The following is a 23,232-nucleotide window of genomic DNA, read 5'->3' on the forward strand; positions in this document are numbered from 1 at the left end:
AACTTAGCGCCGCTTCGAAATGGTCACGAAGCGACGGGAGAAACCAGAAGATAAATGACTGTTGTCCCGCCGCTAGCGGGACACCTCAGTCACTGCCGCACAGGCGGCGGAGCAAGAAGCTGACATGGGCGTTATCCTACGGGTGGCCAAGTGCCTAGTTCAACTGGGATATCTTGGCACCGATGCAACGGTGAGCCGCGTCTTGGAAGCTCACGACGATGGTTGTGCGATAGGTGCTGTGATACGGTCAATCGCCGGTGATAGTGTTGCTAGAGAGCCGAATGTGAGGAGCCATAATGAGCAGTACGCAGCCGAATGAGTATCGCAGTGGACAAGTGCATCCCTTTGAAGAGATGAAAGACGTGTCCCGCGTGTGGCTCTTTGTGCAAGGCGCTTTGAGCTTGATCGTAGGAATCGTGTTCCTAGCGGCTCCAATTAAATCCGCGTTTGTGATCGCGATCTTCTTCGGAGCCTGGCTTGCCGTGACTGGGTTTACTGGGATTATTGCGCACTTTACACGCGATAAGGACCTGCGAAGCGGCTGGGGTTTGTTCTCCTCGATTATGTCCCTGTTGGCTGGTATCGTCGCGATGATCCAGCCCGGGACCGCGGCCTTTGCCATCACAGTCGTCGTGATCGCGTGGGGTTTCGCGATGGGCTTCGGCTACATCACCTCCTCATTCCAGTTCAAGAAACTGGGTGCGCGGTACTGGTGGGCTATTCTCATTGCTGGCATTGTAGCCGTGGGCGTTGCCGTTGTGATGGCGGCAGTCCCAGGGGCAACCCTGCTGGGACTCGTCTGGACTATTGGTATCTTTGCGATCGTTGACGGTGTTTCCGAGATCCTGCTCGGTTTCCGCGTCAAGAAGTCAGCGAACTAGGGGACAAATTCGGAACAACTCGGCGTGCTCCGCGCCAAACACGCGTGCGTGCGGTTACCGTGGTATTGTGACTCCTTTCTTTAAGCGCAAGCGTGACCGCGGCGAGGTACCCGAGGTACCTACGTCCCCGGAAACTTCGGTAACCCTAGATAACGATCCGGGCACCGAAGCTCAAGGTGATGTTGTCACTTCGAGCTCTCCGGCCCCTGAGGCAGACGAGGATCCTCGCCCCGAGGGCCCGTCAGCCCACGAAATGGTGGATCGTGCCTTCTACAAGTGGCGCCGTCAGTTGGCTGAGGAATCTGGTGCTGCTGTTAAGCCGCTGAGCTCCCTCGACCCATCCGTGGTGGATCTGTCCAGTCAGCATCCCACTGGCGGAGCTCAGCTCGCCTCTGGCATGCCCACGCTCCTGAGCTCTCTCATCCGTGAGGAAGGTGCCCTGCAGGTAGCGCGCGGGCGGCTAGCCAGCCTCCAGCACCAGCTCTCTCTGCTGAACGAAACCTACGGCTACGCACCGGTCTCCTTCGCCATTGGGGAGATCTCGTGGCGGTCCCAGGCCCAGAGCAGTCCAATTTCGGAGCCAACCGACAGCGACGATCCCGATTCGGAGCTAGCTGGTGCTGATGTCGAGGGCACTTCAAGTGGTGACGCTGCGCGCTCTGCGGCCCCGAGCCCCGAGGATTCAAGCCCTGTGTCCCCTGAGCCTGCTGCGTCAACATCTCCGGTGTCAGCATCTGCGGAGCCAGCTTCTTCCATCGATGATGATTCCGATGGCTTAGAGCTCGATTTCGAGGGTTTTGGCGAGGAAGAGAACGAGTCAGAGGTTCCGGAGTGGGCGAAGGACCCTGCTGAGGAAGCCGAGCCACCGGCACAGACCGAGTCACCAGCACAGCCCGAGGCGGCCGCTGAAAACGAGATGGTCGAACCGGCTGAGACATCAACACAGGCCGAATCACCCGCACAAGCCGAATCGCCCTCACAATCTGAGGCGCGCGTGGTGGAGGCGGCGGAACCCGAGGAGCGTACCGAGGCAGCCCTCTATCGCGAGGTTCGCTTGACGGCACATGGTGACGCGGACGCATATATCACTCTCACCGCGAAGTGCAAGGTTAATCCGGCACTGGAGAAGGAACTGATCGCGGCTGGAGCGAATCCCGACGATCTTAAAGAGATTCACAAGCTTGTGGCAGATCCGACCGAGGAAGAGGCCGGCCTGACAGAGCTGCGGGATCTGTGCCGGCGCTATCTGGATGATTATGGATATGAGCCGAAGGTTCTGCTCGGCAACTTCACGCATCCAGGTGCCGTCCTGTTGGCGGATCTGGAAGCGATGCATCCCTACATCGAATCTTCCGGTGTCATGGCGGCGCTTGCGGGGGATAAGCAAACCCGTGGCCTTTCATCAGCACCGCTACCGCCGCCGGAACTGAGCGACCGATCTCCTGAGGCCGAACGTGGCGCGGGCGATCGGGACGTCGAAGAACTCGCGGCAATCGAGGCTGTTGCCTCGGGCCGTTCAGTTGTCATCAACACTCCTCCAGGCTCCGAGAAGGTAGGCACTCTTGCCGGCATCGTGGCGGATGCGGCAGCCTCTGGCCGCTCGGTGCTATACATTCCCGGCGGTGCCACCGCGGGCCGCGCTCTGATCGATGAGCTTGAGAACCTTGATCTGGGCGATATCGCCCTGGACTTCTCTGACGTAGAAAGTGTTGCGATGCGCCTGCGCACCGGAATGAGGCTCCGCCACAAGGACGCCCCATCGGTGCAGATCTCCGCAAATCGCTCGCAACTTGTGAGCGTGCGTAAGGAGTTGACCTCATACTTTGATGCTCTTCATAGTGTGGACGAGGAGTGGGGCGAATCCGTTTACTCGCTTCTGGAGCGTCTGGCTGAGCTCACGGCCACGGAGGATGGGCCCACCAGCAGGATCCGAGTCCAAGACGATGCGCTGAAAACCCTGCACGAATCGCGCGAGGAAGTGATTGATCAGTTTACCGAACTTGCTCGGCTCGGTACGTTCTCGCCGCACGGCGCTGCATCGGCGTGGACTGGTTCGCGGATCAATACGGTGGATGAAGCCACGAAGGCTCTGGAGCGCGCAACACGGCTTTCGCAGGAGTCCCTGCCAGTTGTGATCGCGCAGGCCCAGCGTGGTGCTGGCGAGGCAAGCATTACTAGAGCAGCGTCTCTAGATGAGTGGGTTGAACAAATCAAGATGCTCTCGGGCATCGCGGATACTCTGGATGTGTTCCTTCCTCAGGTTTACGAGCGGAGCGCGGAGCAGATGGTGATCGCCACCGGCTCGAATGAGTGGCGTGAGCAGCATGGGCATTCTATGAAGCGCTCCGAGCGGCGGCATCTGACCCGGCAGGCACGTGACCTCGTGCGGCCCGGTGCTACCGCCACAGATCTGCATGCTGAGCTCGTCAAGGTTCAGGATCTCCGCGATGTTTGGCGCCGATACAGCTCGGAAGGAGGTTGGCCGACGCTTCCGGACGGGATGAACCAAATCAAGATCATTGCCTCTGAGGTGTACAACGAGGTCGAAGCCCTCGAAGCCGTGCTTGCCCCCGGCACCGATCTATCCGGTATGCCGTTCGAAGACCTGCTGGTCTACCTGCGCCAACTAGCGTCCGGGCAGGATGCAATGGCAACGCTCCCGCGCCGGAACGCCCTTATTGACGATCTTCAAGATGCAGCACTCGGGGATATCTATGATGAACTGGCCAGCCGCCACGTTGCGGCAGATAAGGTCCGAGGCGAAATCGAGCTGATCTATACGAACTCCGTGTTTGAGCGCCTTGTGGTGCGGTCCCCGCTGCTGTCGGGAATGGGCCCTGGTGAACTGACGCGCCTAACCGAGGAATTCAGGTACCTCGATAAGGAACACACCGCTACCCTTGCTGGCCCGGTTCATCGTGCAGTAGTCCGCCTGATGCGTGAGACCATCTCCAAGCGCCGCGAGGAGACCGTTGCACTCGATGAGCACCTGGCCCGCTACGATTCGGGCGGGCTCCGCGATGCAATCACCAGCTACACGCGGATCGTCCAAGTGGCGCGTCCCGTGTGGGTGATGCCTTCGATGATGGCGGCGGAGTTCATTCCCGCGATGCCATGGGTGGACCTTGTGATTATGGACGAGATGGACGCCGCAAAGCTCCACAGCTCAATCTCCATGCTCATGCGCGGGCGCCAGATCGTAGTGATGGGGGATATGCGCCGCGCTACGGCTGATTCGGCAATCAAGGCTCTAGCCGATGTGCTTCCAGTCTGCCCGCTGCCCACCATCCGCGCAAAGTACGATGAGCTTGCCACTCAAACGCTTCGCGAGCAGGGATATGGAGATCTCCTCCAAATGGTCCCTGCCCTACCACGCACTGATCGGGCCCGCTTGGTGACGGTGAACGGCCGTGGCGTCCCCAGCCCCGCCACCGGCACCGTGGAAGGCACGCAGGCCGAAGTGGATGCCGTGGTGGACATGGTGGTTGAGCACACCCTAACTCAGCCGGAGAAGTCTCTGGCCGTGGTATGCGTGTCCGAACACCACGCCGCCCGCGTTCGCGAGGCAATGCGCCAGACCATCGCAAAGTCCACAGTTCTCGGCTCGCTCACGGAACGCGATACCCACGAGCCGTTCGTCATTTTGGACATTACCAAGTGCTCCGGACTGCGCCGCGATTCCGTTATCCTCTCCGTAGGTTACGGAAAGACTGTTCACGGCCGCGTCCTTCATTCCTTCGGCTCGCTTGCCACGCCCCGCGGTGTGGCCGGGCTGGTTGATGCCGTTGAGGCTGCGCGCGGTGAGCTCACGATTATCTCAGCGCTCGGACCCGGAGAGATCGGCGTGGAGAACATTACCGCTCCCGGCCCGCGACTGCTGGGCAAGCTGATCGATCGGGCTGGCGGGGCCGTGGTCCAGTTGGATCCCACGGAGTCCGGTGCGCCGGTTGCTCCGCTGCTTGCGGAGCTTTCCGCCCGCCTCGAGCGCGCCGGATGGCAGACCGCTGCCCACTTCGGCTACGAGGATGGTGTTCGGATTCCGTTGGTGGCCGGCCACTCACGGTTCCGCGGTACGTGGAGGGTTGCCATTTTGATTGACGACGACGAATACGTTGCCGAACAATCCCTTCGGCGGCGTGATCGTTACTGGGTCGAGAGGCTTACCTCCCGAGGCTGGAGTGTGTTCCGCACGTTCTCCACATCGCTGTTCGTGGATCCGAAGGGCCAGGCTCAGGCTGTTATTGACATCTTGGAAAAGACCAAGCGCTCTGAGCTTGGTGCAGCGGTGCTCCCAGTGGAACCAGCGCCTAGCCTCACCAATGATTCTTGGAGCGTCTCGACCCCCGCACCTCTGCCCGCGCCAGCGCCACAACCTGCCGAGGTTCGTGCAAAGCCGCGTGGAACGCGTCCGCAGTTAACGCCCGGTTTGCCGCTGGCGGCCTACAGCGACGATCAGTTGGATGACATCGTGACGTGGATTTCCTCTGACGGTGTGCCCCGTACTGAGGACGAGCTTGTCGCGGCAATCCGGGAGGAGCTCGATATTCACCGCCGGGGGAGCCAGACAGATGCTGTGCTTCGAAACGTTGTGAGCCGTTCGCGGGCTGGCCAAGAGGATGAGTTTGGAGCAGGCGAGGGGCCAGCCACCTTGGGTGATATCACTGCGGTGAGGCCCGATGACGAAGCCTAGCCACCGGGCCGTGAGGCTCTCGCGTGTGGATAGCGAGCGCATTAGCCGTGGTGAGCTTGGCTCAGAGGCCGAGGCGCTTCACGAGGCCCTCACGGAAGAGACTGGCGACGGACCCAGCAGTGACGAAAAAGTGGAGGCGAGAGATGCTCGGGAGCGTCAGCTCCTCGAAGATCTCCCGCCTCACTTTGGCAAGATTTAGCCTTTTGAGCCGCAGCGGCTAGTTTTCGCTGTGCTTGCCGGTGCCACCAGTGCCGGGTGCATTTGCGGCCAGCAGATCGCGAATTTGGCCAAGAAGCTCGTTGGTGTCCGCCTCCGCAGGCTCTTCTTCCTTGCGCGCTTCCTGACGCTCGTGCCACTTGTTCATGGGCAGAACAACGAAGAAGTACAACGCCGCGGCGATCAGTAGGAAGTTGACGAGTGCGGTGAGGATCGTGCCGGGAGTAGCTTGAGCACTACCGACGGAAAGAGTCCAGACATTATCAAAATCAGGCTCGCCAACAAGACCCGCGATGATTGTCATGAGGAGATCGCTGATCGCTTCGATAATCGGGGTGAAAGCTGCGCCGATGATGATGCCGACGGCAAGATCGATAACGTTGCCGCGCGTAATAAAATCGCGGAAGCCCTTGAGCATTGGGTGTCCTTTCGCTAAATAACTGACATGCGGACCACCTCATGCGGCATTAAGGACAATGCGCATGGCCGTCCTTGTACCGTACCCAAGCACAAGATTAACGGCATCTTGAGGAATTGCCAGAAATATCGTCCGAGTATTCTCCGAATCACTGAGAAAGCCGTCACTATCGGGGAGTTTCCCGTGCCCTACAACAATCGCGTGCTCTGCCACGATCACTGCTTCGGCGGATTCATCGAACTCGGGTGGAGGCGCGTAAAGAGCCACACTCGTGCCGGGAGTTGCTAGGTCCTCTGTCCCGTCTGCAACGATCGTGACCGGCATGACGGCGTATCCTTCAGGTGCCGAATCCAAGAATTCGGAGGTGAGCAGCAGGGAATCAGGTAGGGGCATTCCCTTGGGTAAACCGCTCACAAGGATTTCTCCGGCGGCGTGGTCAATGGAGGTCAATGCGCCATCAGGAACCATATCAATGGGGACGTCCGCGACTCTTAGGTCTGCCTCCTTCAATGCACTCCCGGCGGCTAGTTGCTGGGAGGAAACTACCACCTGGCGGGTAGGTGGCGCGAGGCCGCTGGCAGCCTGAACAACCGCGAGAAGGCATGCGATCGCGGTCAGTGCGATGAGGATATGGCGGATACGCCAAAGGATTCCCCGAAAACGTTGAAACATAGCTCCACGTTAGGAGAATGGAACCAGGACGGCTGTGCTGTCACGCATCCTGTGGAGAGAAACTACCCGAAGCGATTCGGGGGAACCGCGAGGTGCTATGCGGTACGTCCGGGTGCGGCCATTGCGGCCTTGGTTTTGGAGGTGCTGGAAGAATCGGCCGGCTTCGAATCGGTGGGCGCGGAATCGCCTGACGAAGAATCCGTGGACGAGGAAGGCGTTGAAGATGACGCATTCAAGCTGGCATGAGACTTCGAATCGTTGTGATAAAAGCCCGAGCCCTTGAAGACGATACCAACCGAATTAAAGAGCTTGCGCAGCGTGCCACCGCAGTTCTCGCATACGGTCAGCGCATCGTCCGTGAAAGACTGCCGTACGTCAAACTCATTGCCGCACACTGTGCAGCGGTACGAATACGTTGGCACGTTTCGTCCTTTCCAAGCACTCAAAGATTCCGAGTGCCAACTTTACGCCGAGCATTCCACCCGAAGCTAGGTCCCGCCGCAAGAATCACACTATGTGCCGCCGCAGGCTCCCCAGCGGTCCGGCAGAATCACGAACGCTACCGATCGGTCCATGGGATCCTGGGGTAGCTCAATATCCACGTATTCCTCGGGATATACCATCGCGCCCACTCGGGTGTTGGAACTGACTTGCTTGAGCACGCGATCGTACCATCCGCCGCCTTGACCAATTCGCCTGCCTTCGCGGTCCACGAGTGTTGCGGGGATGATGAGGACGTCCACAGTGGAGAGTATTTCCGAGCTCAGAGCCTCACCGGATGGCTCGGGTGGCCGACCTGGGGCGTTGACTTTCATATCCTCCGCGCCCTGATACCACGCCCATTCCCGGGAAAGGCCCGGGCCGAGTTTGGGCAAGAGTAGATCGCATCCCTTATTTGCGATCGCCTCGCACAGCTTCAGCGTGGGCGGCTCATTGTTGACCGCCACGTAGCACGCGACCGTGCGAGCCTCGCCTATAAAATCGAGCGCTGTTGATACCCACTGTGCCCCAAGTTCCTCCCGAGCTGCCGCGGATCGCCGTTTCCTGACATCACGGGCAACAGAGCGGAGGGCCTGTTTGGCATCTTCGACATCCAGACCAGTGACATCAGGCAGAGCCACCTCATTCTTTCCCATGCCGTCATTGTTTCATGGTCTAGATCACAATCCCAGTTGAAAGGCGTTATTCCGCCAAACGAGAAGTGACGACGGGAGGCGTACCGTGGCATCGTTGCGGTCACTGTATTCTGGGGTGGTTGGGTCCTCAGGCTAGGAGAGATTATGAAGAGCGTGGATGTTCATCTGCAGGACTGTCTTGAGCTTGCCGTCCCCATGGAGCGCTATGAGGCGGAGTTATCTGACTCACTCGGCTGCATTTTGGCCGAAGACGTTCTTTCCCTTATCGATGTACCGTCCGCCAACATTGCCTCGTTGGATGGCTATGCGGTGCTGGGCTCTGACACCATCGGGGCATCTGGCGATCATCCAGTTCGGCTGCGCGTGCTCGGAGAGGTTTTCGCGGATTCTAGGGATTCTTCTACGGTGTTCGAAGGAACCGCGATGAAGGTGGCCTCAGGAGCTCGCCTTCCGAGCGGCGCTGATTGTGTGGTACCGCTTGAATCCACCGATCAGGGAACTGTGGAAGTGACGTTTTACCAGAGCGTTCGCGCCGGCGATTATGTTCGCACGCAGGGATCGGACCTGAGCGTGGGTGGCGTAGCCCTGAAAGAGGGAACGCGCATCGCCTCCCGGCATATTGCGCTGCTAGCCAGCGCCGGAAGGTCTCTGGTTCCCGTTCGCCCCGCTCCCCGAGTTGTGATAATCAGCGTGGGAAGCGAGCTTGTGGCGCCCGGCCGAGGCGCTAGCCGGGGCACAACCTATGATGCTAACTCCCATGCGTTGGCCGCAGCCGTGAGAAGTGCCGGAGGGGTCGCCTACCGCGTGGGCGGAGTATCGGACGAAAAGAGTGTGCTTCGCGAAGTGCTCGAGGATCAGCTCTTACGGGCCGATGTCATTATCACCACTGGCGGCTTGTCCTATGGCGGCGGAGATACCGTCAAGGAGGTCCTTTCACCTCTTGGAACCGTGCGGTTCGATAACGTGGCAATGAACCCGGGGCGTCAACTTGGGGTAGGCACGTTAGAAGACGGAACAGTTATCTTTTGCCTGCCGGGTAACCCGGTGGCGGCACTTGTCAGCTTCGAGATCTTTGTGCGGCCCGCTCTGCGAAAGATGGCCGGTTACGCATCGCTGGGGAACCGCTCCATCCGGGCTGCCTCCTCAGAGACGTTCTTCTCTGGCGAAGGAGAACGGGACTATGTACGTGTTCACGTTTCCGGCAACACAGCAAAAGGTTACCGTTTCAAGCCCACTGAAGGCGGTCAAAGCTCATTACTTGCTGGATTTGCTGACGCTAACGGGCTTGCCATCGTCCCCGAGGACGTAACCAAGGTTCGTGAAGGCGATCCGATGGAGTGCATCATCCTGAACGGGTAAGCCTCGCACGGGCGATGGGTGCGGGGGCGAGGAATTCGTCGTCGTCAACCCATTTGTGCAACACGCGCGGTCTGTTCATGGAACTAGTCAAGATTCCAACTAACGTTGGTTTTGTGGACTTTTCGGGATACGTGCTCATCGCAATCACTGCGTTGCTGATGTTTTACGTTATTCCGCACGTGTTTCGGCGCCGGTCCGTCTTGGCGGAAGCTCGGATTGAGGAACGGTACGCCGAAGACCTGCGGATGCTCGATGTCAATGCCTCGCGTAGCGGGGGAGCGAGCACTCACACGGGGGGCCCACATGGAACGGTTTTCTTTCGTCAGCCGGAGGTCATCATGAAGAAGAGCGAGCAGGCACCTTCGCGGGCCCGCGGTACTGACGATGTCCGCGTGATCGCCAAGGAACGCGCGCGCAGGCGCGCACGGATTTCGCAGCGTAACGTTAACAAGCAGCGCGGGATTCTAGGCGGTGCTGTGATCGGGATCGTCACCGTAGTTGCGTGGGTTCTCATGGCAACCACCGGCCTTGCGATTGCGGTTCCGGCTGTCCTCACCCTACTGACTCTGGTGTATGGCGGCGGATTTGGCGTTATCGTCAACGCAATGGCAGAGGCCACGGTGGCCGATGAGGAGGCTATCGAGAAGCTCAACGCGAAGCTGCGTACCCTCAAGGGCTCGGCTCACGTTGCCGGATCGCGCCGGCCGCAGGTGCGGCGACGCCCCTCGGCAAAGTCTGCACGTAGCGCGGCTGAGAGCGAATCCGTACGTAGCGCCGCCGAGTCTGAAAGCATTGCATCGGGCGAAAACGCTGCCGAAACCGAGGAGGTTGCGGCAAGCGCCGATACCGCCGCTCACGTTGAGGCTCCCTCGCAGATCTCGATCACCACCGAGGCCGAGATTGTGGAGGATACGATCGCTCCCGATCCAGCACTAGTAGACGATCAATCAACTTCCGCGAAGAGTTCCGATTCCTCCAAGAGCATCGCTAATTCTAAGAATGCTAGCAAGTCCGAGAGCGCGGACTCCGTTCAGTCAGCGCCCAAGGCTGCCGAATCACCGGCTCGGGCCGTTGATGCAGCTGGGGTGGCAGCGCCTGCAGCGGCTTCAGTGGCGCGCGGTACTGCTCGCGCCAAAGAAGAACCCATCAAGCGTCAGCTCGTCACACCATACGAGCCTCCCGAAGAGGTAACCGCGTCGGTTCCGTATCGCCCGAAGGATCTTGACGAGCGCTTCGAGGATGAGAAGCCGATCGCCGCATCATCACCGGAAGAAGTTCAGGGACTCTCCGGTGGCTCCGCGCTCGATGCGCTCCTGGACCGCCGCCGCGCCTAATTTGGTGGTCCCGCGCACGTTCAGCCGAGCTGAAGTGCGCAAGACTCGGGCCAGTGCTAAGCTAGTCGAGTCCTTGGGGCATTGGCGCAGTTGGTAGCGCGTTTCGTTCGCAATGAAAAGGTCGGGGGTTCGAATCCCCCATGCTCCACAAATTGAAATTGGCTCGGCTTCGGCCGGGCCAATTTTGATTCTAGGTGCTGAAGGATTCGAACCCATGAGGGCTCAGGCAGCGGTAGAGCAAGCGGAGCTTGCGAACTGCCTGAGGGCGAGCGACAGCGAGCGGTGCGGCTGCGGAGCAGACGCGGAATCCCCCATGCTCCACAACGAGGAAAGCTGAACGGAATGAAAGCTAGCTTTCATTCTTGAAGCTGACGAAGTTGCAAAAGGCCACGGGGTGGCCGAATACAAATTGAAATTGGCTCGGCTTCGGCCGGGCCAATTTTGATTTTAGGTACTGGTGGGAACCTGTGAGGGCTCAGCCAGTGCTATGTGAGGCGGTCTCAACGTGGCGTGTCTTCTCCAGGGTCTGGATGAGAGTTGTGGTCTTGCTGCTGCCTTTCGGCACGAAGCCGTTCCCATTCCTGTATTCGTTTGTAGATGACCTGTTCATACCCGTTGTCAGTGGGCCGATAGAGGCGTTCTGGTTGCATGGCTTCCGGGAAGTAGTTGGCTCCGGAGAACCCTTCCTCGGTGTCAGGATCGTACTGGTAGCCCTTCCCATAGCCGAGGTCCTTCATCAGCTTTGTTGGCGCGTTCAAGATGTGGGGTGGGGGCATGAGAGAACCGGTCTGTTTCGCGAGCCTTCGCGCTGCCCCGAAGCCCCGGTACACGCTGATTGATTTCGGTGCGGTCGCGAGGTAGACCACGGCCTGCGCGATCGCGAGTTCCCCTTCCGGGGAGCCCAGTCGCTCGTATACATCCCATGCGGCCAGCGCCTGATGTACCGCTTGTGGGTCCGCGATCGCGATGTCCTCGTTGGCGAATCGGACGAGACGGCGAGCAATATAGAGCGGGTCCTCACCGCCATCGAGCATCCGAGCCAGCCAGTAAAGGGCGGCATCGGGATCGGAACCCCTCATTGATTTATGCAGCGCTGAGATGAGATTGTAGTGGCCCTCCTGGGACTTGTCGTAGAGAGGAGCCCGTTGCTGCACCAGTTGGGCGAGCCCTGCCACGTCAAGCTTCTCATCCACGGTCTGCAACTGCTCGGCGAGATTGAGCAGGTATCGGCCATCGCCATCGGCCATTGCCACCAGCGCCTGTCTGGCTTCTGGGGCGAGCGGCAGAGGGTGACCAGTGGTGGCTTCGGCTCGGTCGATCAAAGTGTCGAGTGCGGCTTCGTCGAGGCGTTTGAGGACGAACACCTGACAGCGTGAGAGGAGCGCACCATTGAGCTCGAAGCTCGGGTTCTCCGTCGTCGCCCCTACGAGGACGATCGTCCCATCCTCGACGTAGGGCAGGAAGGAGTCCTGCTGGGCGCGGTTGAATCGGTGAACCTCATCCACGAACAGAAGGGTTTCCTGACCGACCTCGCGCCGCTTCTGCGCGGCACCAAATACTTTGCGTAACTCAGCGACCCCGGAGAACGTAGCTGACACAGACTCGAATACGAGATTCGTGCTCTCAGCGAGTAGCCGGGCGATCGTGGTCTTGCCGCAGCCGGGCGGCCCCCAAAGGATCATCGACACTAGGTGCTGCTCGGCGACCATGCGACCAATCGGCCCATCTGGGCCCAGCAGATGCTCCTGCCCCACCACCTCTTCGAGGCTTCTGGGACGCAACCGATCGGCCAGCGGGCGCCCAGCATCGTCCGGCTCGAACAGCGGTAGCGTATCCTGACTCATCGCTTTACTCCTCCCTTAACGGCGTCGCGGTGCCTACCTGTCACGCTCAGATCGGTCTTTCTCTGGCGCCTACCGCTGGATCGCCTCGTCCATCCGCCCTTCCTCATACTTTGTGTGATGCGTCCAGCCTACGCAAGGTGTGTACGCCCGCATCCCAATAGCCTGGCAAGCCCATCAGTGACCGCCTAGCTTGGTTTTTGAGCGTCACGAGTAGTGCAGCCCGGCTTCATCCATCGTGATCCACGTCGTGATGCCGAGGCGGGACAGGAAGTGATGATCGTGGCTTACCACGATTAGCCCTCCTCGGTAGGCACCGAGGGCATTGACCAACTCGTCAACGCTGTGCAGATCGAGGTTGTTGGTTGGCTCGTCCAGCACCAGCAGCTGGTTGGGAGGGTCTGCAAGCAGCAACGTGGCTAGAGCAATGCGAAAGCGCTCTCCGCCGGATAGGTCGCCAACCTTCCGGCCCACAACGTCTCCCCGAAAGAGGAACTTTGCCAGCCCCGCGCGTAGTTGCCCGTCCGTGAGTCCCGGTGCGGCTGCGCGCACGGTGGTGAGGAGTGTTTCGTCGTCGTCTAAATGATCAAGCCGCTGGGGAAGATAGCCGATGCGCTCTATAAAACTCTCGGCCTGAAATCCGCGCCACGAGCTGGGGCCGGGACTCACCAGAGTACTAACGAGCTGGGTCTTGCCGATGCCATTCCGTCCGGTCAGGGCAACACGCTCCGGTCCCTGAATAATGATTCCGTGACCATGCGCGTCCCGGAGTTCGGCGAGCCGACGCCCGGCCGGAACGTCTGGATTTGGGAGCGTGATCGAGATGGTCGCATCCCGGCGAACCCGTGCCTCCTTCTCAGTGACGGCCTGCTTCGCGTCCTCCACCGAGGCGTCGAGCCTTCCTCGCAGCTTCCCAGCCGATACCTGCGCCTCCTGCTTCCGGTTATTCATGATCATCTTCGGCTTGCGCTTGTTCTCGAAGTCAGTCCGGGCGTAGCGCTGGCGGCGCGCCAACTTTGTCTGGGCATCTATGCGCTGGCGCTGCTCGGTCTTCAGGCGCTGTTCGGCCGATCGCAACGCTTGCTCCGCAGCGGCCTGTTCAGCAGCAAGATACTCCTGATAAGCGCTATAGGGTCCGCCGAATACAGAGAGCGTGCCGTCGCGCAGTTCCGCCGTGGAGTCCATGAGGTCTAGCAATGCGACATCGTGACTGACGATGATTAGCGATCCCTTCCAAGCGTTGATCGCTTCGTAGAGCAACTGCCGCGACACGTGATCTAGGTTGTTCGTGGGTTCGTCGAGTAGCACCACCTCGTGTCCGCCCAACTGCAGACCGGTCAGAGCAGTCAGTACGACCTCGCCTCCGGACAAGGCACCCACTGGCCGGTCCAAGCTGATCGCCGGGAGTCCGATTCGGTCCAGAGCGGCGAGGCTGCGTGCTTCGACGTCCCAATCGTCGGCCAATGCCTCGAAGTGTGCGGCACTGGCATCGCCGGATTCGATCGCCCTCAGAGCCGCCAAACGCCCGGCCACTCCGAGCAGATCCGCGACCGTTGCCCCAACATCCAGTGTCAGGTGTTGGGGGAGGTAGCCAACCTGTCCAATAACGCTTGCACTCCCGTCAGTGCCAGTGAGCTCGCCCGCAATGACGCGCAGCAGGGTGGTTTTTCCTGTGCCATTAGTGCCGATCAGGCCGGTGCGGCCGATGGGGAAGGTGGCCGAAAGGTCGCGAAACACAGCGGTGCCATCTGGCCACGTAAAAGAGAGGTTCACCAGCGTCACGGCTGGCTTCTGAGTGGATAGCATGAGGCTCCTAGATGTTGTCAGTGGGTGCGCTGACAACGGAGCCCTAAGCGTGGGCGATCTGCGACGTCAGCGCGCGGTGGGCGCGTCCAGAAGGTCGTAGATCAGCATCAAAAGAATCCTCACTCAGGAAAAATGAACGGGATTAGGCTACCACGCGCCGCGGGAGCTTTCTATGGTGTTAGGCATTACTGCTCACTACACTGAGTGCATGCCTTTCCCGAAGCGCCAGGACCCGGATGATCTCTTTGGACATCTCAACGCTGTCCAGCGCCCGCACCTCGAAGAGTTGCGGCGTATCAGCCTGTCATATGTTCCGCAGGTCCACGAGGAGCTGAAGTGGAACCTGCCGGCATACACGCGAGACGGCCAGATGATGTGGATGCTTCAGCCGTTCACGAACCACTGCTCCCTACGCTTCACGCCTGAGTTTTTCATTCCATTTCAGGACGAGGTGGCCGCCGCGGGCTACGAGTACGGCGCGGGATTCCTCAAGATCCACTACATTCAGGCACTGCCCGAAGAGTTATGCAAACGCCTCATTGAGGCACGGCTTGCGGAGTAAATGAGCATGCCCATGGATCAATCCGCGATTCGCGCTCTTTCGTTTGGTGCTCAGGCAGCTAAGTACGAAGCCGCCCGGCCCACCTACCCACGCCCGGCGATCGATTGGGCGCTGGAACCGGTGCGGGATCGCCGCGAGCTCCGGATCGCCGATGTTGGCGCCGGAACGGGAAAGCTGACACGTTTGCTGTGCGAGGTAACCGCCGGCGTCGTAGCCGTGGAGCCGGACCCCGGCATGCTTGCCCACCTGCGAACCGTCATCTCAGACATCGCGGCTCACGAGGGTAGGGGAGAGTCCCTCCCATTGCCCGATCACTCCCAAGATGCCATCTTCTACGGACAGGCATGGCACTGGACTGATCAGGAGCTGGCCTCTCGTGAAGCTGCCCGGGTACTTCGTCCCGGAGGCGTACTGGGCCTGCTGTGGAACATCCGCGATACTACGGTGCCGTGGGTAGCCCGCTATATGGAGATTCAGCGCGACTCCGATGCGGAACGAGCCATCGCCAACGATGCTATCCGCATCTATCCGCCTTTCCTTACGACGGACCGCACGGAATTCAGGTGGGCCGCGCCAACAACCTGTGCCGGATTGCTCGCTCTAGCCCAATCCCGGAGCCATTTCCTCACTGCCCCACGACCGGAGAAGGATCGCATCCTTCGCGAAACCGAGGAGCTTTTCGGCCAGATGGGATGGGATACAGAGACCGTGATCGATCTCCCGCACACAACCCACTGCTTCCGCGCGGTCCTCTAGTCGCCTGCGGTCCGCGCCGCGTCCGCGATATCCCGAAGGGAAAGGCCCTCCAGGGAAGGCCGCACAATCAGCCGCTCGTGTGCCTCGAACGCCGCACCGATCGAGGAAGCCCCCACCACGAGGCAGCCTGCTGCCAGCGCCGAGAGCACGCCTGGCACGGAGTCCTCAAAGGCTACGCAGTGCCGCGGGTCCGCTCCGAGGGCCTGCGCAGCGTGCAGGTAAGGGGCAGGTTCGGGTTTGTGGGATGAGACGTCGTCGCCAGAAATAATCACATCGAAAGTCTGGCCGGGTAACTCGGCCACGATGGCTCGCGCAACTCTTCCGGGTGAGGACGTGACTAGGGCGCGCGGGATCCCGGCCGTCTCTGCCTCGTCCAGGAGCGACAGAATGCCGGGCATCCACGTGATCTCCCCGGACATTGCTTCGAGGGCGTAATCCACGGCCAACTGCATGAGCTGTCCGATCTCGAGTGTTACTCCGTATTGGTCCCGAAGGAGCGCAGCGCTCGCTTCCATGGAAATCCCGATGCTCTGGTCCGTGGCCTCGGGGCGAAGTGTAGGGTCTCCGTATTCGGCGATGATTCGCCGTTCAGCCTGTTGCCAGAAAACCTCGGTATCGCTGAGAGTTCCGTCCATATCGCACAGGACTGCCTGAATTTGGGGACTGAAGGTGGCCACGAGGCTCCTTTCGGGCGGATGATCGGGTGGAGGGGAAGTAAGACGAGTAGTTGGACGGGGCCAGCAGCTTCACCCGTGCCACTCTGCTCAACCATACCCAAACCCCGGCGTGGCCGCCGCCTCTACGATCACTGACTGGCTCTAGCGCGCTCCCAGAAGATCCGCGGCATCGGCAAGGAAGAAACCGGGCGTTGAATCTAGCCCTTGGCCCGAACGCCAAATCAGCCCGATCTCCCGCACAATCTCGGTCTTTAGTGGCACAAACACGGTACCGGGGAGCTGGATGTGAGGGTCATCGCTGGGCAGAACGGCGATCCCCACGCCCGCTACCACTAGCCCGGCAACGGTGGAGAGCTCGTTGGAAACGTAGGTAATGCGTGGCTCCACCCCGGCTTCCGCAGCGATGTCGTTGAGAATTGCGCGAGACCCGTAGGCGGCAGGTGTGGAGATGAAGGCCTCCTCGCCTACTTCGTCTAAAGAAACGCGCTTCCTCCCAGCGAGGCGGTGATCGGAAGGAAGGCACAGGCCGACCGGCTGGCGATACAGCTCGCGCCACACCAATTCGGGATCTGCTGGCCGCGGAGAACTTAACGCGATGTCCGTTTCATCCGCCAGGAGCCGCTGGGTGAGTTCGGGGCCGCCGCCTTGATGCAGCTGGATTTCGGCCCGAGGATGGTTCGCAACGAAGGACCTAATGATCTGCGGTGCCATCCATGCGCCGAGCGAATGCAGGAAATCGAACCGGACCAACCCCGTCTCCGGATCCAGCAGCTTGCTCACCTCGGCCTGTCCGAGGTCTAGTTGATTGACGGCCGCCCGGATCCGTGCTTGGAGTGCCCGGCCGCGGGAATTCAGAGCGAGAGAACGCCCACGCCGGTCAAAGAGAGTTGCGCCCACCTCCCGCTCTAGCCGTGCCAGCCGCCTCGACAGAGTGGGCTGGGGCAGCCGGAGCTCCGCCGCAGCCGCCCCCATATGCTCGGTTTCGGCCAGAACTAGATACCACGAAAGATCATCGGACAGCACATCTCCACGCTAATGCAAATCTAATATGAATTGCCAGCATCTCATGCATTATCCTTTTCAGCCGAAACCGAGCATGCTTGGAGTGTGACCGATAAACCTGAGAATCACGCCAAACACACCGCACCACCCCCTGGGGGTACCCTTGCCGCCGAAGGCCTCAGGCAAGGCACCCGGTCATATCGCCGTGCGACGGGGGCGCTTCTCCTGGCCGCGCTCGCATCCTTCAACGCGATGTACTGTACACAGGCCCTTATGCCCGTGCTCACGGAGGATCTGCTGGTGACGCCGGCCGATGCCGCGCTCACGGTAAGCGCAACAACGGGCGTGATGGCCGTGGCAATCCTTCCAGTTTCGGTTCTTTCTGAACGGTTTGGGCGCGGCCGGGTGATACTCGCATCCGTACTCTCGGCCACTCTCATCGGCCTCCTCCTTCCGTTCGCTCCGGGGCTGAGCTGGCTCATTGCTGGGCGCGCACTTCAGGGCCTTGCCATCGCGGGTGTGCCCGCAACTGGTATGGCTTGGCTGTCTCAGGAAGTTCGCTCTGATCATCTTCCGCACGCGATGGGGCTCTACGTGGCGGGCAATACGGTTGGTGGACTGCTCGGCAGGCTCATTCCTGCCGGGGTTCTGCAGTTCGCTGATTGGCGGGTGGCCCTCGGTGTCAACATGATCTTCGCTTTCGTGTGCGCTGTTGTGACGACGGTCCTTCTTCCCAAAGAACGCAACTTCCGCCCGAAAAAGCTGCGCCTTCGCAGTGAAATCACCACCATGGGCCGCCAGTGGAGGAGCCCGCGCCTAGCTGCGCTTTTCCTTGTGGCCTTCGTCTTTATGGGGGTGTTTGTTTCCCTCTACAATTTCCTCGGGTACCGCCTCACCTCCGTGTTTGGGTTACCCGATTCGGCCGTGGGCGCGATCTTCCTGCTCTATCTTTTTGGCACGCTGGCTTCGGCCCGCTCGGGTCACAAGGTCATGAAGCTTGGGCGCGGCCGGACCATGTTGCTTGGCTCCGCCCTCGCGCTCGCGGGCCTTCTCCTCGTGCTCACGAGCAATCTATGGTTGGTCCTGATCGGCGTTGGAGTCTTCACCTATGGCTTCTTCACTGTCCATTCCGTGGCCTCCGGCTGGGTGGGCGCGCTGGCGCCGGAGAGCCGTGGCGAGGCCTCCGGTATGTATCTGGCCTGCTACTACCTTGGCTCCTCCCTTGTTGGGTACGCTTCCGGGCACGTTATGCATGCCTTCAGCTGGGGCGGGCTGGTTGGGTGGTTGGCTGCCCTTCTAGTGCTTGGGGGTGGGCTCGTAGGCTACCTCCTGTATCACGAGCAGCATTCCTTTTAGCCGACGACGGATTTCTTTCCCACCTTGCAACTGATGCCAGCAACTCCGTAGATTTAGGCGAGAATCTGGCAGAAGGTAGCAAATGTTCGTTGGTACATGGCCGCTAGTGCGCGCCTCGTGGAAGCACAGCAGGTCAACAGTCCTTTCATGGGCTTCCGTGGTGATGCTTCTTTCGCTCCTCGGCGTTGGTTTTTATGACGTCTTGTTCCCCAATCCGTCCGATGTGGAATCGATGCAGGGGGCAGTGGACACAAATCCCGCGCTAACCCTGGTGATGGGGCCGGTGGGTGATCTCAGCTCCACCGATGGTTTGGGAGCGTGGCTCACAGTAGGGTTGGGAGCCTTCTTCGTAGGAATTGGTATGGCGCTCTTGACCGTGCGGTCCTCGCGCGGTCAAGAAGACGATGGGCAGGCCGAACTATTCGCCTCCGGCGTGATGGGGCGTGGAGCGCGGCTCACCTCCGCCATTGTTATCGGTACGGGTGGATCGCTCGCCGCCGGCCTGCTGACGGCGATCGTTGCCACCGTCAGTGGCGGCACGGTTGAGACTCAGCTTCTTGTGGGAGCCATCGTGACGGTGACGGGGTGGATTGCAACGGCCTTCGCGGCTGTGGCTGCTCAGCTCGGATCCGAGAAGCAAACGGCGAACACGCTTGCCCTCGGAGTTCTGAGTGCGCTCTATGTTCTTCGGGGATTCTGTTATTCGTTGGATCTGCCCGAATGGACCATCTGGGCCAATCCGCTCGGCTGGATGGGGCAGACAGAACCCGTGACCGACAATATCTGGTGGCCGCTGCTGTTGGGTGTTGCATTTGCGTCGCTGCTGGTGGGGATTGCTCTCTTTTTGCAGTCGCGGAGGGACTTCGGGGCTGGTGCGCTGGCACCAAAACCAGGCCCAAACCACGGGAAGATTCGCGGAGTGGGTGCTTTGACGTGGCGCCTGAACCGCTCCAACGTCATCACATGGATTGGCGTGTTGGTTGTTCTGGGAGTGATGTTCGGCTACTTCACCGCGGATGCCGCAGATACTCTCGGTAAAAACCCCGCAGTGCAGCAACTCCTAGCCTCGGGCACAGCCTCGCAAGACGATTTCAATACTCAGGTCCTTGTCACCGAGTTGACGATTCTTGGCGTGGTTGCGGCCATCCCGGGTGCCCAAATGCTCTTCAAGCTCCGTTTGGAGGAGACCGCCTATCGTATTGAGCCGGTGCTAGCCACCGGCCTGTCGCGGCTTCGTCTGTTCTCCTCGAGCCTGGCTCTGGCAATGTTTTCAACTGCCCTGCATCTTGGGTTGGCGGGAGTCCTCATTTCCCTTGTGTCCCGGGCGTCCGGAACGGACATGGGGATGCGGGACGTGATCGCTCAGACCGCGGCCACGTTACCGGCCGTCTGGTTCTTTGTTGCGCTCGCGGCTTTCTTTGTGGGCGTGTGGCCGCGTGGCAGGGCGATCACGTGGGCCGCGATCATGGCGTCCTTCCTTCTGACCGTGCTTGGCCCTATGCTCCAGCTTTCGGACTGGGTGCTTTCGTGGAGCCCATTCCACCATGTTCCGTCCGTTACGGGAGCAGATCCCACTTGGACGGGGCTCATCATTCTGAGCGCGGTGGACATTCTCCTTCTGGCGGTATCGTTCATCGGCTACCGCCGCCGGGATATCAACGCCTAGCGGTGCTTATTGGCATAGAACCGATTCTGGCTCGCCTTGATCACTTCCACGATGAGGAAGATGACAAGAGCAGCTCCCACAGCAATTCCCCATTCGGCGAAACCGAGGCCAGTTGAATCGAAGAGCGTGTTCATGAACGGGGCGTATACGAACAGCAGGTGAAGTGTCAGGAGCGATCCTGAAGAAATCCACAGAACGTTGTTGCCTGTCAGGGCGTGCAAGTTCAAGCTGGAGTGATAGAGGAATCGCGAGTTGATCAACACGAACATCTGAGCAACCACCAGAACCGTGACCGCTGTGGTACGGGCGATAACCGTATCAACTCCGGCATGGTTCAAGGCGTAGTAGGCACCCATGGTGGCCGCAGCAATGAGCACGGAGATCCACATAATTCGGATCCAAAGCCAAGGGGCGAGTAGGCGTGCCTTGCGCCCACGCGGGTTTCTATTCATGATCCCCTCTTCGGCGGGCTCGAACGCAAGCGCAACCGAAAGGGTGACGGCGGTGATGAGGTTGACCCAGAGAATCTGTGTGGGTGCCAGAGGTGCATCCCAACCGAAGATCATTGCGAACAATACGATGAGTCCCTGTCCGATGGAGGTGGGGAGCATGAAAACAACAGACTTAATGATGTTGTCGTAGATCCGCCTTCCCTCGGCCACAGCCTTCTCAATCGTGGCGAAATTGTCATCGGCCAGAACCATATCGGCGGCTTCCTTTGTCGCCTCAGTGCCCTTGATGCCCATGGCGATACCAACGTCTGCACGGGTGAGTGCCGGGGCATCATTCGCGCCGTCGCCCGTCATTGCCACCACTTGGTCGTGGGATTGCAAGGCATCAACGATGCGGATCTTGTGCTCGGGGCTGGTCCGCGCGAACACATCGATATCCACCACGTGCTCAGCCAGCTGAGAGCGGCTCATTTTTTCGATCTCCGCGCCAGTCACGGCCACGGGCTCGCCGTCCGGCCGCAGGTTGAGCTGGCGGCTGATGGCCTTGGCCGTCTCAACGTGATCGCCAGTAATCATCTTGACGGCAATCCCAGCCTCGTGGCAGATGGCGATAGCTTCGATAGCTTCCGCTCGGGGTGGATCAATCAAGCCGATAAGTCCAACCAGCTCAAGAGAGTTGGCTACGTCTTCGAATTCGATGTTTGTGTGGAAGCTGGAAGCTGGGCAGCGGGCCGCAGCAAGAACACGCATTCCCTGAGAAGCCAGTGAATCAACTTGGCTCTCCCAGAATGCCAGATCGAAAGATACTTTGCCTTCGCCATCTGCTGCTCGCTGGGTTGTACACCGGCTAAAGAGCACATCTGGGGCTCCCTTGAGGAGCACGTCATCGGTCCCGCCGCCAGGGTTGGCAACGCGAACCGCCATGAACTTATGAGCCGAATCGAAAGGGATAGACGCAGTACGTTCGATTCCAGAGGAATCGAATCCCTGCTTATCGGAGAAGATGGCAAGGGCTGCCTCGGTAGGTTCGCCCACCACGCTCCACATCTCCCCGTTCTCCCGGAGAACGGCATCGTTACATAGGGAGATGATGCGGGCAAGTTCGGCTACTCCCTCTGGATCGGTGGTAGGCCCCGCGGGAGTTACATCGCCCGCCCGGCCGAATCCAGTTCCTGAGATTTCATAGCGTGCCGACGGAGTTATGGCGGCGAGCGCAGTCATCTCGTTGCGGGTGAGCGTTCCCGTCTTATCCGAGCAAATAGTGGTGACGGCGCCTAAGGTCTCTACGGCCCCCATCTTTCGGGTGATGGCATTGTGTGTGGCCATCTGTTGAACGCCGAGTGCCAATGTAATAGTCACGAGCGCGGGAAGTCCCTCAGGAACGGTTGCCACAGCGAAGCTCAGGATGTTGGAGAGCAGCGAACTCGGGGCCATGTCATGAATGACGCGTCCCAAGAAGAGGAGGATCAAGCTGACGCCCAAGATTGCCTGAGCGAAGCGTGTACCTAGGTTATCCAGCTGGGCGGTGAGCGGGGTCTTGAGATCATCGGTGGAATCCACGAGATCTTGAATATGTCCGATCTCTGTGTTGGCACCGGTGGCGTACACAACGCCGGTGCCGTTGCCTTGAGTGACCACGGTGCCAGAATGCGCGATGTTCGTACGGTCGCCGATACCGGCATTCGCCCCGACATTATCTGTGTTCTTCTCGGCCGGCTCCGATTCGCCAGTCAGCATTGATTCGTCGATTTTTAGCCGCTGGGCGGTCAGAATCCTGATGTCCGCGGGAATCTTGTCCCCGGGGCCGAAGCGGACAACGTCCCCGGGAACTAGGTATTCGGCGTCTATCTCCTGCCACAAGCCGTCATGAAGCACCGTGGCGTGGAGTGAGAGCATATCTCGGATACCAGAGATGGCTTTTTCCGCCTGGCCCTCCTGAATGTACCCAATTGCCGCGTTCACCACGGCCACGGCAATGATCACCCAGAAATCGACCCAGTCCCGGTTCACGGCCTTCAGCATGCCCGCCACCAAGAGGATGTAGATCAAGACATTGTTGAAGTGGGCGAGGAAGCGAATAACCGCCGGCTTGCGCTTGGCGGCTGGAATCTTATTTGGTCCGAACCGCTCTCTCGCAGCGTTGGCTTCATGGGGTGAGAGCCCGGATTCGCGTGAATTGAACGCGGTGAGCACCTCTGTGCCGGATAGTGCGTGGGCGGGTGTTTCGATACTTGCTTGCGTAACGTTTATGGGCATCCCCAAACTCCGGATTCGTGTGGGATAAGGCGAACTAGTCCAAAGTATACGGGGCATATGACCATTCTTGGCCCGGCAGCGTCTTTGGGCGACGGTGGCGAACGCAATATAACGAAATGATTACAATTGCTGATAGACTCCAAGTGGATTCT

19 protein-coding genes and 1 tRNA gene are annotated in these 23,232 nt (G+C 59.9%); 11 read left to right on the forward strand and 9 right to left on the reverse strand.

Annotation, left to right across the window (positions count from 1 at the left end; translation table 11 throughout):
* Positions 1-296 precede the first annotated feature (296 nt).
* The 3 genes from DD236_RS01995 (at position 297) to DD236_RS11955 (ending at position 5,770) form a co-directional block, all read left to right on the forward strand.
* A complete protein-coding gene (locus DD236_RS01995) occupies positions 297-881 on the forward strand; it encodes an HdeD family acid-resistance protein (RefSeq protein WP_109092695.1) in 585 nt (194 codons plus the stop codon).
* Between the two features lie 67 nt (positions 882-948).
* Positions 949-5,571: a hypothetical protein gene (locus DD236_RS02000; RefSeq protein WP_109092696.1), complete on the forward strand. Its 4,623-nt coding sequence runs from the start codon at positions 949-951 to the stop codon at positions 5,569-5,571.
* Positions 5,558-5,770 (forward strand): hypothetical protein, encoded by a 213-nt coding sequence (locus DD236_RS11955; RefSeq protein ID WP_133246036.1) that lies wholly within the window; start codon positions 5,558-5,560, stop codon positions 5,768-5,770. Before DD236_RS02000 ends, DD236_RS11955 begins: the two co-directional genes overlap by 14 nt.
* An 18-nt stretch (positions 5,771-5,788) precedes the next feature.
* Here the strand turns inward: DD236_RS11955 and mscL are convergent, their stop codons facing one another.
* From mscL to DD236_RS02020, 4 genes are all read right to left on the reverse strand, one after another.
* Positions 5,789-6,205, reverse strand: a complete 417-nt coding sequence (gene mscL, locus DD236_RS02005) for a large conductance mechanosensitive channel protein MscL (protein ID WP_109092697.1) — start codon at positions 6,203-6,205, stop codon at positions 5,789-5,791.
* Between the two features lie 39 nt (positions 6,206-6,244).
* Positions 6,245-6,877 (reverse strand): SAF domain-containing protein, encoded by a 633-nt coding sequence (locus DD236_RS02010; RefSeq protein WP_109092698.1) that lies wholly within the window; start codon positions 6,875-6,877, stop codon positions 6,245-6,247.
* 95 nt (positions 6,878-6,972) lie between these two features.
* On the reverse strand, positions 6,973-7,299 hold the full coding sequence (locus DD236_RS02015) for an FmdB family zinc ribbon protein (protein WP_109092699.1): 327 nt from the start codon (positions 7,297-7,299) through the stop codon (positions 6,973-6,975).
* A 90-nt stretch (positions 7,300-7,389) separates the two neighbouring features.
* Positions 7,390-8,013, reverse strand: a complete 624-nt coding sequence (locus DD236_RS02020; protein WP_109092700.1) for a 5-formyltetrahydrofolate cyclo-ligase — start codon at positions 8,011-8,013, stop codon at positions 7,390-7,392.
* A gap of 144 nt (positions 8,014-8,157) precedes the next feature.
* Between DD236_RS02020 and DD236_RS02025 the strand changes: the two genes are divergently transcribed.
* From DD236_RS02025 to DD236_RS12345, 4 genes are all read left to right on the forward strand, one after another.
* A complete protein-coding gene (locus tag DD236_RS02025) occupies positions 8,158-9,372 on the forward strand; it encodes a molybdopterin molybdotransferase MoeA (protein ID WP_109092701.1) in 1,215 nt (404 codons plus the stop codon).
* On the forward strand, positions 9,351-10,706 hold the full coding sequence (locus tag DD236_RS02030) for a hypothetical protein (RefSeq protein ID WP_133246037.1): 1,356 nt from the start codon (positions 9,351-9,353) through the stop codon (positions 10,704-10,706). Before DD236_RS02025 ends, DD236_RS02030 begins: the two co-directional genes overlap by 22 nt.
* A 75-nt stretch (positions 10,707-10,781) precedes the next feature.
* Positions 10,782-10,854: transfer RNA gene (locus DD236_RS02035), tRNA-Ala, on the forward strand.
* A gap of 66 nt (positions 10,855-10,920) precedes the next feature.
* A complete protein-coding gene (locus tag DD236_RS12345; RefSeq protein ID WP_279322574.1) occupies positions 10,921-11,043 on the forward strand; it encodes a hypothetical protein in 123 nt (40 codons plus the stop codon).
* Positions 11,044-11,206: 163 nt separating this feature from the next.
* Here DD236_RS12345 and DD236_RS02040 read toward each other — a convergent pair whose 3' ends face one another.
* Positions 11,207-12,550 carry a replication-associated recombination protein A gene (locus DD236_RS02040; protein WP_109092703.1) on the reverse strand — a complete coding sequence of 448 codons (1,344 nt, stop codon included), beginning with the start codon at positions 12,548-12,550 and terminating at the stop codon, positions 11,207-11,209.
* 204 nt (positions 12,551-12,754) lie between these two features.
* The gene (locus tag DD236_RS02045; RefSeq protein WP_109092704.1) at positions 12,755-14,353 is read right to left on the reverse strand and encodes an ABC-F family ATP-binding cassette domain-containing protein; all 1,599 of its coding nucleotides are present in this window, start codon (positions 14,351-14,353) and stop codon (positions 12,755-12,757) included.
* A gap of 208 nt (positions 14,354-14,561) precedes the next feature.
* Between DD236_RS02045 and DD236_RS02050 the strand changes: the two genes are divergently transcribed.
* Both DD236_RS02050 and DD236_RS02055 read left to right on the forward strand, forming a co-directional pair.
* Complete coding sequence (locus tag DD236_RS02050) at positions 14,562-14,915, forward strand: iron chaperone (RefSeq protein WP_109092705.1); 354 nt, start codon at positions 14,562-14,564, stop codon at positions 14,913-14,915.
* 12 nt (positions 14,916-14,927) lie between these two features.
* Positions 14,928-15,671 (forward strand): class I SAM-dependent methyltransferase, encoded by a 744-nt coding sequence (locus DD236_RS02055; RefSeq protein ID WP_207785655.1) that lies wholly within the window; start codon positions 14,928-14,930, stop codon positions 15,669-15,671.
* Here the strand turns inward: DD236_RS02055 and DD236_RS02060 are convergent.
* Both DD236_RS02060 and DD236_RS02065 read right to left on the reverse strand, forming a co-directional pair.
* Entirely contained in the window at positions 15,668-16,348 is a 681-nt protein-coding gene (locus DD236_RS02060; protein ID WP_109092707.1) for an HAD family hydrolase, read from the reverse strand. The genes DD236_RS02055 and DD236_RS02060 overlap by 4 nt on opposite strands.
* A gap of 141 nt (positions 16,349-16,489) precedes the next feature.
* On the reverse strand, positions 16,490-17,371 hold the full coding sequence (locus tag DD236_RS02065) for a LysR family transcriptional regulator (RefSeq protein WP_109092708.1): 882 nt from the start codon (positions 17,369-17,371) through the stop codon (positions 16,490-16,492).
* 84 nt (positions 17,372-17,455) lie between these two features.
* Between DD236_RS02065 and DD236_RS02070 the strand changes: the two genes are divergently transcribed.
* Entirely contained in the window at positions 17,456-18,706 is a 1,251-nt protein-coding gene (locus DD236_RS02070; protein ID WP_207785656.1) for an MFS transporter, read from the forward strand.
* 82 nt (positions 18,707-18,788) lie between these two features.
* A complete protein-coding gene (locus DD236_RS02075) occupies positions 18,789-20,372 on the forward strand; it encodes an ABC transporter permease (RefSeq protein WP_109092709.1) in 1,584 nt (527 codons plus the stop codon).
* Here DD236_RS02075 and DD236_RS02080 read toward each other — a convergent pair.
* Positions 20,369-23,080, reverse strand: a complete 2,712-nt coding sequence (locus DD236_RS02080) for a cation-translocating P-type ATPase (protein WP_109092710.1) — start codon at positions 23,078-23,080, stop codon at positions 20,369-20,371. The genes DD236_RS02075 and DD236_RS02080 overlap by 4 nt on opposite strands.
* Between the last annotated feature and the right edge of the window lie 152 nt (positions 23,081-23,232).

Origin of the sequence: Ancrocorticia populi (genome assembly GCF_003123745.1) — a bacterium.
GTDB lineage: Bacteria > Actinomycetota > Actinomycetes > Actinomycetales > Actinomycetaceae > Ancrocorticia > Ancrocorticia populi.

Bases quoted from the DNA above. Each gene is read 5' to 3' on its own strand.
- DD236_RS01995 (WP_109092695.1), top strand. From the start codon at position 297: ATGAGCAGTACGCAGCCGAATGAGTATCGCAGTGGACAAGTGCATCCC.
- DD236_RS02045 (WP_109092704.1), bottom strand. From the start codon at position 14,353: ATGCTATCCACTCAGAAGCCAGCCGTGACGCTGGTGAACCTCTCTTTT.
- DD236_RS02020 (WP_109092700.1), bottom strand. From the start codon at position 8,013: ATGGGAAAGAATGAGGTGGCTCTGCCTGATGTCACTGGTCTGGATGTC.
- DD236_RS12345 (WP_279322574.1), top strand. From the start codon at position 10,921: ATGAGGGCTCAGGCAGCGGTAGAGCAAGCGGAGCTTGCGAACTGCCTG.
- DD236_RS02010 (WP_109092698.1), bottom strand. From the start codon at position 6,877: ATGTTTCAACGTTTTCGGGGAATCCTTTGGCGTATCCGCCATATCCTC.
- DD236_RS02080 (WP_109092710.1), bottom strand. From the start codon at position 23,080: ATGCCCATAAACGTTACGCAAGCAAGTATCGAAACACCCGCCCACGCA.
- DD236_RS02025 (WP_109092701.1), top strand. From the start codon at position 8,158: ATGAAGAGCGTGGATGTTCATCTGCAGGACTGTCTTGAGCTTGCCGTC.
- DD236_RS02040 (WP_109092703.1), bottom strand. From the start codon at position 12,550: ATGAGTCAGGATACGCTACCGCTGTTCGAGCCGGACGATGCTGGGCGC.
- DD236_RS02075 (WP_109092709.1), top strand. From the start codon at position 18,789: ATGTTCGTTGGTACATGGCCGCTAGTGCGCGCCTCGTGGAAGCACAGC.
- DD236_RS02050 (WP_109092705.1), top strand. From the start codon at position 14,562: ATGCCTTTCCCGAAGCGCCAGGACCCGGATGATCTCTTTGGACATCTC.
- DD236_RS02055 (WP_207785655.1), top strand. From the start codon at position 14,928: ATGGATCAATCCGCGATTCGCGCTCTTTCGTTTGGTGCTCAGGCAGCT.
- DD236_RS11955 (WP_133246036.1), top strand. From the start codon at position 5,558: ATGACGAAGCCTAGCCACCGGGCCGTGAGGCTCTCGCGTGTGGATAGC.
- mscL (WP_109092697.1), bottom strand. From the start codon at position 6,205: ATGCTCAAGGGCTTCCGCGATTTTATTACGCGCGGCAACGTTATCGAT.